The 9,229-nt window shown below is 65.0% G+C and carries 10 protein-coding genes; all 10 read left to right on the forward strand.

Annotated features, from left to right (window positions below; translation table 11 throughout):
• Positions 1-576 precede the first annotated feature (576 nt).
• The 10 genes from LNV28_RS19795 to LNV28_RS19835 all read left to right on the forward strand — a co-directional run bounded on the left by LNV28_RS19795 (position 577) and on the right by LNV28_RS19835 (position 9,080).
• Positions 577-1,902: an ABC transporter substrate-binding protein gene (locus LNV28_RS19795; protein WP_263519431.1), complete on the forward strand. Its 1,326-nt coding sequence runs from the start codon at positions 577-579 to the stop codon at positions 1,900-1,902.
• Positions 1,899-2,615 (forward strand): response regulator, encoded by a 717-nt coding sequence (locus tag LNV28_RS19800; RefSeq protein WP_263519430.1) that lies wholly within the window; start codon positions 1,899-1,901, stop codon positions 2,613-2,615. Before LNV28_RS19795 ends, LNV28_RS19800 begins: the two co-directional genes overlap by 4 nt.
• The gene (locus tag LNV28_RS19805) at positions 2,605-4,182 is read left to right on the forward strand and encodes an ATP-binding protein (RefSeq protein WP_263519429.1); all 1,578 of its coding nucleotides are present in this window, start codon (positions 2,605-2,607) and stop codon (positions 4,180-4,182) included. Before LNV28_RS19800 ends, LNV28_RS19805 begins: the two co-directional genes overlap by 11 nt.
• A complete protein-coding gene (locus tag LNV28_RS19810) occupies positions 4,179-5,771 on the forward strand; it encodes a tryptophan halogenase family protein (RefSeq protein ID WP_263519428.1) in 1,593 nt (530 codons plus the stop codon). The genes LNV28_RS19805 and LNV28_RS19810 overlap by 4 nt, the downstream gene beginning before the upstream one ends.
• Positions 5,772-5,868: 97 nt before the next feature.
• A complete protein-coding gene (locus LNV28_RS19815; protein WP_263569034.1) occupies positions 5,869-6,345 on the forward strand; it encodes a hypothetical protein in 477 nt (158 codons plus the stop codon).
• Between the two features lie 160 nt (positions 6,346-6,505).
• Positions 6,506-7,030 (forward strand): demethoxyubiquinone hydroxylase family protein, encoded by a 525-nt coding sequence (locus LNV28_RS19820; protein ID WP_263519426.1) that lies wholly within the window; start codon positions 6,506-6,508, stop codon positions 7,028-7,030.
• Between the two features lie 178 nt (positions 7,031-7,208).
• Positions 7,209-7,574 (forward strand): ExbD/TolR family protein, encoded by a 366-nt coding sequence (locus tag LNV28_RS25240; protein ID WP_411970000.1) that lies wholly within the window; start codon positions 7,209-7,211, stop codon positions 7,572-7,574.
• A 118-nt stretch (positions 7,575-7,692) separates the two neighbouring features.
• Complete coding sequence (locus tag LNV28_RS19825; protein ID WP_263519425.1) at positions 7,693-8,154, forward strand: hypothetical protein; 462 nt, start codon at positions 7,693-7,695, stop codon at positions 8,152-8,154.
• 140 nt (positions 8,155-8,294) lie between these two features.
• On the forward strand, positions 8,295-8,744 hold the full coding sequence (locus LNV28_RS19830) for a hypothetical protein (RefSeq protein WP_263519424.1): 450 nt from the start codon (positions 8,295-8,297) through the stop codon (positions 8,742-8,744).
• A gap of 117 nt (positions 8,745-8,861) precedes the next feature.
• The gene (locus LNV28_RS19835) at positions 8,862-9,080 is read left to right on the forward strand and encodes a hypothetical protein (RefSeq protein ID WP_263519423.1); all 219 of its coding nucleotides are present in this window, start codon (positions 8,862-8,864) and stop codon (positions 9,078-9,080) included.
• Positions 9,081-9,229: the final 149 nt, after the last annotated feature.

The following is a 9,229-nucleotide window of genomic DNA, read 5'->3' on the forward strand; positions in this document are numbered from 1 at the left end:
CCCAAGGAAAGAAAGAAAAAACCTGCGAGTGCCTCCGCATTGGCGGGGGAAGCACTCGCAGGCAAGGAGCAGCTTCATGCAGCGCGGGCTCGGTGTCATCCAGCACCCTGGCCCCCGCCCCGGCGCGACCGGCGCGCCTTCGGAGAACGGTCCCGAGCGAGCCCGCACACGGCGCCCGGCCACACCGCACCGGTCAGCGCGCACACACCCTCCCTGGCCGACATGCTGGCCACGATAGGCGCTCGGGTCACGTAACGCAATCGCGCGACGGCAGCGGCTGATCCCGGGCGGCGGCGTGGCCGGGGAAGACCGGCAGCGCCGATGGCATGGGCGTGCTGGTCCAGGCTCACTTTCCCCATGGATTCAGGCGCTTGTTACCTTACTTAACATGGCGCCCCCAAAGTCCGCGGTGGGGCCGACACGGAACGCCGCGAAAGCCCCAATCGCCAAGGCCTGCGGAGCGAGGAACAATTGTCACAACCGCCATCGCGCCGCCTGCCCGTGCCTTACACAAGCTCACCGAAGTCCAACAAAAGCAAGGCCTGCGCCGCGTGCCTGCAGGGCAAGATGCGGCTCATGCTCGCTCTTGTCGCTTCCTTCGCCATGCTGCAGCCGCTGAGCGCCGCGCCCACGGCGCCGGCCGCCAGTGCCTTGCAGGCCAACCAGGACCTGAACGTCCTGCACTGGTGGACCTCGGCCGGCGAGCGGGCCGCAGCGGACCTGGTGGCGGCCCGCATGGCCGAGCAGGGCTTGCGCTGGGTCGACGGCGCCGTGGCCGGCGGCGGCGGCGGCGGCGCCATCAAGGTGCTGAACGAGCGCACCCTGCGCGGCCAAGCGCCGCAGGTCGCACAACTCAACGGCCAGGCCCTGCGCGAATGGGCAGAGCTGGGCCTGCTGCTGCGTCTGGACGGCGTGGCCCAGCGCCGCGACTGGCGCAGCACCCTCTTCCCCCAGGTCATGAGCCAGCTCAATGTGCGCGAGCATGTGGTGGCCGCGCCCCTGGGCATCCACCGCATCAACAACCTCTACCTCAACCTGGCCCTGTTCCGCCAGCTCAAGATCGAGCCGCCCAGCGACTGGGCCGGCGTCATGCGTGCGGCCAGCGCCCTGCGCGCGGCCGGCATTACGCCCGTGGGCTTCAGCGACGAGCCCTGGCAGGTGGCCACGGTCTTCGAGGCCATGCTGCTTGGCGAGGCCGGGCCGGCGCTCTACCAGCGCATGGTGGTGCAGCGCGACCTGCAAGCCTTCGACGACCCGGCCCTGGAGCGCAGCTTCAAGCGCCTGCGCGAATGGCGCAATCTGGCCGCGCCGGTCAGCGCAGGCAGCGGCAGCAATCAGATCGGCAACGCCAACCCCGGCGAGCGCCGCTGGACCGAGCTGGTGGCCGACTTTGCCGCCGGCCGCACGGCCATGCTGATCAGCGGCGACTGGGTGCGCGGTGAGCTCGGCGCGCTGGGCCAGGAAGGCGGGCGCGACTTCGAATGCAAGGCCGTGCCCGGCACGGCGCAAGCCCATCTCTTCAGCATCGACACCCTGGCCATGCTCGCCGGCGACGGCAGCAAGCAGCCGGCACAAGAGCGCATGGCCGAGCTGCTGGGCAATGCCACGCTGCAGATCAGCTACAACCGCATCAAGGGCTCGGTGCCGGTGCGGCGCGATGTGCCGGTCGACGAGCTGGACCTCTGCGCCCAACGCTCCTACCGATTGTTCGCCAACCCCGGCACGCCGCGCGTGCCCAGCCTGGTGCACCGCATGGCTTTTGATGAAGTCGGCAAGAACGCCTTCATCGAAACCGTGCACCGCTTCGCCCTCGACCCCAACCAGACCCCTGCCGCCGCGCAGCGCCGCCTCCAGGCCCTGTTGCGCGCACTCGGCCCGCGCCCCCCGAAAGCCCTGCCATGACCCGCACCATCCTGCTCGTCGACGACGACCAGAAGATCCGCACTCTGCTCAAGACCTACCTCGAGAAGAACCAGTACGAGGTGCGCCTGGCCCACGACGGCGCCAGCTTCATGGCCGAGTTCGAGCGCTTCCGCGACGAGATCAGCCTGTGCATTCTCGACGTCATGCTGCCCGACACCGAGGGCTTCGCCCTGTGCCAGGCGGTGCGTCGCCGCTCCGATGTGCCCGTCATCATGCTGACCGCCAGCGCCGAGGAGACCGACCGCATCGTCGGCCTGGAGCTGGGCGCCGACGACTACATCGGCAAACCCTTCAACCCGCGCGAGCTGCTGGCCCGCATCAAGGCCATCCACCGCCGCAGCGGCCAGGAACGCAACCAGACGCCGCGCTACTTCCGCTTCAACGGTTTCACCCTCGATGTGCTGGAGCGCAGCCTGATCGACCCCGAGGGCGCGGCGTCGGCCCTCTCGGGCATGGACTTCCAGCTGCTCAAGCTGCTGGTCGAGCACCCCGGCGAGGTGCTGGACCGCAGCCGCCTGGCCGAGGTGACGCGCGGCCGCGACCTCGGGCCGCTGGACCGCTCGCTCGATGTGCAGGTCAGCCGCCTGCGCCAGCGCCTGCAAGACGACGGCAAGCAGCCGGCCCTGATCAAGACCGTTCGGGGCTCCGGTTATGTCTTTGCCACCACGGTCAACGCCTCGCATGCGCTATGAAGCCGCGGGTCTGAACGACACCCAGAGCTGGCCGCGCCGCAGCGTCGGCTTCTGGTTCGACAGCCTGCAGGGCCGCTTCACCCTGGCCATGCTGGCCGGCCTGCTGATCGTGCAGCTGCTGGTCAATCTGCTCTGGTACCGCCAGGTGGAGCTGCGCACCCGGCGCCAGGCCGAGCTGGCCGCCCACCATGTGGCCAGCGGCGTGCTCGGCGCGCTGCGGGCGCTGCGCGAGCTGCCGGCGCCCTACCGACCGCTGGTGATCGAGCAGCTGCGCACCATGGGCGGCACGCGCTTCCTGGTCTTTCTCAACAAGGGCGAAGTGCCGACGCGAGCCCTGCCCGATCTGCCACTGGCACGCTCGGTGGAAGCCATCGTGCGCCAGGAGATCAGCGCCCAGCTGGCGCCCGGCACGCCCATTCGTGTCGCCCTGGCCTCACCGCAAGGCCTGAAGGTGGCGCCCAGCGGCGCCCTGCTGGCCGACCTGCCCGACAGCTGGGTCGACCCCTCCCTGCTGGCCAGCGAGCGGCCGGCGCCTTTTTTGGTCATCCAGGTGGAGACAGAACCGGGGCAATGGGTCTACCTCAGCAGCGCCATGCCCGACCCCTATTTTCTGGAGCAGCTGGACTTCTTCACCTGGCAACGCCTGGCCCCGCAGCTGCTGACCCTGTGCCTGGCCCTGATCCTGACCGTGATCGCCGCGCGCGCGCTGACCCGCCCGCTGCGCGGTCTGAGCCGGGCCGCGGCCTTGGTCGGCCACCGCACCACACCACAACCGCTGCGCCTGAGCGGCACCTCGGAGGTGCGCCGCGCCATCCAGGCCTTCAACGACATGCAGGAACGCATCCGCCGCTACCTCAGCGACCGCGAGCGCCTGTTCGCCTCCATCTCGCACGATCTGCGCACGCCCATCACACGCTTGCGTCTGCGCAGCGAGCTGCTCGACGACCCCGCCGTGCAAGACGAGTTCCATGAGGACCTGGACGAACTGGACATGATGGTCAAGACCGCGCTGCAAATCGTCAAGGACACCGACATTCACGAGAACCGCGCGCCCGTGCGCATCGACCTGGTGCTGCAGAAGATGGTGCGCGACGCGCGCATGACCGGCCAGCAAATCGAGCTGAAAGAGCTGCCCCTGACGGTGTTCGGCAAGCCCCTGGCCCTCAAGCGCGCACTCGGCAACTTGCTGGACAACGCCATGTTCTACGGCGCTGGCGCCCAGCAGCACCGCACCGAGTTGGAGATGGCCTCGGGCGAGCCCGGGAGCGCAGAAGCGGGTCAGGTCTTGCTGACCGTGCGCGACCACGGCCCCGGCGTGCCCGAAAGCGCCCTGGCCAAGCTCGGCCAGCCCTACACCCGGCTGGACCATGGCTCCAAGCTGCGCGGAGAAGGCCTGGGCCTGGGCCTGTCCATCGTGCGCGACATCGTCGCCGACCACGGCGGCAGCCTGCGCTTTCGCAACCATCCGCAAGGCGGCTTCGAAGTCCGCCTGGCCTTGCCCGGACATGAAGCCGCTGCCGCGCCGCGGCCTGAGCCCGCTGTCCCTTCTACCCCTTCCTCTTCATGAGCACACCCTCGCCCGCTGCAGCGCCCCATTTCGTCATCGTCGGCGGCGGCACCGCGGGCTGGATGACGGCCTGCCTGCTGGCGCGCCAGCTGGGCCCGGCGTGCCGCTACACCCTGGTCGAATCGAGCGAGATCGGCACCATCGGCGTGGGCGAAGGCTCCACGCCCTATCTGCGCGACTTCTTCCGCCAGCTCGGCCTGGAAGAGCGCGACTGGATGCCCGCCTGCCACGCCACCTACAAAGCCGGCATCCGCTTCCCCGGCTGGTCCACGCAGCCGGGCTACGAAAGCTATGTCCACCCTTTCTTCAACGAAGCCGACCGTCCGCTCGGCCAGGCCTTCATCCAGCAGGCGAACCTGCGCCGCCGCGGCGAGGATGTGGACGCCAACCCGGCAGACTTTTTTCTCGCCGCTGAACTGGCGCGTCAGCGTCGTGCGCCTGTCTACGGCCAGCCCGAGCACAGCCCGGCCACCGACTACGCGTATCACTTCGACTCCGGCCTGCTCGGCGCCTTTCTGAAACGCCATGGGCGAGAGCAACTGGGCCTGCAGCACTGCGTGGACACCGTGGCCGCCGTGGAGCGCCACGCCGAAACCGGCGACATCATGGCCTTGCGCCTGCAAGACAGCGGCCAGCGCCTGGAAGGCGATTTCTTCATCGACTGCAGCGGCTTTCGCGGCCTGCTGATCAACGAGACTTTGGGCGAGCCCTTCATCCCCTGGGGCGACCGGCTCTTCAACGACCGGGCCATCGCCATCCCCACGCCGCTGGAGCCCGAGCAGGACATCTCGTCCGAGACCACCTCCACCGCCCTGGGACACGGCTGGGCCTGGCAGATCCCCCTGAGCAGCCGCTATGGCAATGGCTACGTTTACAGCTCCGACTTCATCAGCGACGACGCGGCGGAAGCCGCCCTGCGCGCCCACCTGGGCCCGGCGGCCGAGGGCGCCAACGCCCGGCGACTCAAGATGCGCGTGGGCCGGGTGGCCCGACACTGGCGCCACAACTGCGTGGCCATCGGCTTGTCCCAAGGCTTCATCGAACCGCTGGAGGCCACGGCTCTGATGCTGATCCAATTCTCGGTGCAGCACCTGATCGAGGCGCTGCAATCGGGGGGCGGCAGCGGCACGATGGAAGACTTGCGCCAGCGCTACAACGCCCAGATCAACCAGATGTTCGACGGCGTGCTGGAGTATGTGCAGACGCACTACCTGCTCAACACCCGCGATGACAGCGACTACTGGCGCGCCAACCGGGCGCTCAAGCCCTGCTCCGAGCGCCTGGCTGAGCTGCTAAGGGCCTGGGACCAAGGTGGCGACTTCGACGCCGTGTTGAGCCGGCATGAGGCCGCGCTGATGTATCAGCGCCCCTCCTGGTATTGCCTGCTTGCGGGCATGGGGAGGTTCCCGGCGAGCACGGCCACCAGTCTGGCCCTGCCGGCACCGGCCATCGCGCTCAGCGGCCTGCAGGCCCGAGCTTCTTTGATGGACCAGACCCGAAGGTTCTTCATGCCGCATCGGGAGGCCCTGGCACGCCTGGGTCCGGGCCAAGCCCTGGGCTTAGGCAACAGCCTTGGCCTGAATCGGTGAAACGTAGGACATGCCCCCCCGTAAGCCCTGATGCGCACCTGCAGCCGCAAGCTGGCCTAACACCAGGAATTGCTGGCAACATACGCTCCGATTTCTGTTGCCCAAGGCCGCACGCGATTCCCCGCCTGAGCAATTTGTAACAGACGCCGCTTTTGACGCCCAAATTAATGACCCTGCACACGCCCTCGAATCGGCAAAAAATGCAAGCCCCACAAGAACTTGGCGTCACTTCCGCACGCCCTGTTATTGCGACGTCAGCCGTGATAAACGGCGTTTGCTACCGATATACAACACGTTGGGCATCATGTCGTTGCGTTCCTTCCTAAGTAAAGAGCGCTCTCGCGATCGCACGTTGTTCGCTGATTGTGGCATCGGCTTCGTCGCCTACGCGGCATGGCACTTCTGGCGAGGTAGCTGGGGTGTTGCTTGCTTTCTTGGGGGCTTCGGCTTGCTCTCCCTGGCCGCTGGCGCATTGCTGAGCGAACAGCGCCTCAATACACTGGCCACGGCACTCTTACTCATCAATTTCGTCGCTGCCGCGGCAGCACTTGTCGCAGGGGTGGGCGTCCAATGAGACCTTATATGTACCGAGTCGCGATGACGCCCAACCAGTCGCTCGAGTGGACCTTCACCAGCTGGCCGCACTCCGCTCAGCAGGTAATCATCGCTTCGTGCGGCCAGCCGGTTCCGGCCACTCAGCTTCAACGTTATGGCTCATGAAATACCGAAGTCCCGTGCCTGAAGATTCGGAGCTCGGTTCCCGGATCCTGAAGGTGAACCATGCGGGTGAGCACGGCGCAATCTGCATCTACACCGGACAGATCATTGCCGCTCGGCTCACGGCGCGGGACATGGTCATGGAGCTCGAGGAGTTCAAGTCCCACGAGAAGCGGCATCGGTACGTCTTTTGGTCTGAACTTCAGCGCCGGGGGCGCCGGCGATGCCGAAGCTATTGGCTTTGTGCGTTGGGAGGATTCGTCCTTGGCCTGGCTACAGGGCTCCTGGGACGCAAGGCAATTGCTTCAACTACAGTTGCGGTCGAGCGAGTCGTCCTCCGCCACCTCGAGCATCAACTGGAGTTATTGCGAGGCAAAGACGAGGCGGCGGTCTTGGCCATCTCCTCGATAGTCGAGGATGAGAGGCGGCATCACGATCACTCGGCAGAGCACTTGCATGGCGGCAAGTTCTGGCCGAAGGTGCTTTCGCCGGTTATCGCAGCATCTACTGAGGCGGTCATATGGGTGGGAATGCGGGCGTGAGCCATAACCAGTCGCTCGAGTGGACCTCCGCCAGCCGGCCGCGCTATGCTGCCTGTCCATTTTCAGCTCCGCGCGGCCAGCTGGCTGCGGCCCCTCAGCTTCAACGTTGGGTTTCACAGGCTGCCTGTCGCGCAACACTAGCTATTTGCCCCCAGTCTCCAAGATCGGACGTAAGTCTATGCATCAAGTTCCCAGTCGTCGGCTTGCCACGCGAAGCAGGACCTTAGTCCGTCTCATCAGCCGCGCACTGACATCGGCTGCATTGCTGGGCGCGGTGATTGGATGCAGCGAGGAGCCTCCTTCGCCTGTCGTAAGGCTCGAAGTATCGGCAACCGGCGCCTACTCGCTTGCCGGTCAGCCTGTAGCCTCAGCCGAACTCACGAAGCAACTGCAAGCGCTCAGGAGTCAGACACCACGAGTCGAGTTGCATGTTCTCGCTGATCGCTCCGCGAACTATCAGTTTGTCGGAGCAGCCATCGCTGCCGCACAAGCCGCACAGATAGCCAAGCTTCGGGTAGACACCTTGCACGAAGAGCAGAAGTGAAACCCAACCCTGCGCTCAACCGGACCCGCAACGGCACGCCGCCTTCGGGCCTCATTTCATTCTGGCCCGCCGGCGTCCTGCCGTCGCGGGCCGGTTAGCTGCAACGTTAGGCGTCGAAATGCAGACCGTCGAACTCATCCGTGCTGAAGTAGGTGCAAAGAAGGTTAGCTGCACCACGACACTTCAAGCGCATTGCGGCCTCGGTCTTGCCGCCGCGAAGAAAGCCACCGACGCCTTGCTTGAAAAGAAGTGCCCGAGGGTCTCATTGCAATCCGCTGAGTCGGCAAGGTCGCTTATTGTTTCGTTGGCCGGGTTGGGTGTCGTCGCTCGTTTTGCAGAGGGGCCTAACTACAACCCCCAGGAACGCCTCACCTCGGCCTTGGCAACCGTGCAGGCGCTACTCGAGCCGGAAACTCTTCGCACGTGTGAGTCGCTGTCTACTCACGGGGAGTGGGAACTAGCGCTTTCGCATTGCCTTGCACACTTGTCGATGCGGACGAACGCCACTACAGCATCCGCCGTCAAATCACTGGGGCAACTGGCCATCGAATTTGGCATTGTGGGAAGTGGTCAAAAATGATGTGCCCTAGAATGCCGACGCCTAACCCTTCCATCGAAGGGACGCGCAACGGCATGCCACGCATGGCCCTCATTTCATTCTGGGCCAAGCGTGTCCCGCCGCTGCGCGCCCCTCATGTCAAACGTTAGGCGTCACAAAGAATGCGCAACCTTCGCAGGATGATCGAACGCTGGAAGACCGAAGGGTTAGTTCTGTTGCCCCCAGAGCCCGCGGCGGCAGTTTGCGAGACCTTCGCAAAGGTTGGTGCAAAGGCGACAGCGGATGTCGTTTCTATGTATGCAATATTGGGAGGAATGCCGGAGATGGACAAGGAGTACTGGCGCCTCTGGACGCTATCCGACATACAGATCGAGAACACAGCGGACGTTGCAACAGGAGTTCTCTTTTCTGACTACCTCATAAGCTGCTGGAGCTACAGACTGATTCCAAACGGAGATGACACAAGCGCAGTGTTCGCCGATTACTTCAACGACGACAAATGCATACGCGTAGCCGGCAGCCTCGAAGAATTCTTCGGCATGTACGCTGAGGATTCGTACCAAGTGCTTGAAGGTCCGCATCCGGGCCCGGATTCAAGAAGTGACGCCTAACCCTTCGCTCGAGTGGACCTCCGCCAGCTGGCCGCGCTACTCTGACTGTATATTTTCAGCTTCGCGCGGCCAGCTGGCTCCGGCCCCTCAGCTTCAACGTTGTGCGTCGCTAGATTGATGACCGAGATGATCGACCGTTTCATTCCGCAGATTGAGGCTGCTCAAGCGCAAGGAGCCGTTGTCTTGCTCAAGTGGGACGGGGAAAGGTCAAACCTTCGCTGCACGGTTGTCATCACGCGCCAGGACACGGACTATCTTTGGCGCAGAGACTGCGACGATATCGCGGCGGGATTGGCAGAAGCGCTGCACGACTACGAGGCTAGGCATGCTCATTGAATCTGGCGTGCTTTCACACGCAACGCACAACCTGTCATTGGAGCGGACCGCCTTCGGCGTCCGCTCACTTTCACGTTAGAGCGCACCATGCCTACTCGCGTCAACGGCGTAATCCCAGAAGACATCTCCCTTGACTCCATGTCCGGGCA

Origin of the sequence: Paucibacter sp. DJ2R-2 (genome assembly GCF_025717675.1) — a bacterium.
Lineage (GTDB): Bacteria > Pseudomonadota > Gammaproteobacteria > Burkholderiales > Burkholderiaceae_C > Paucibacter_A.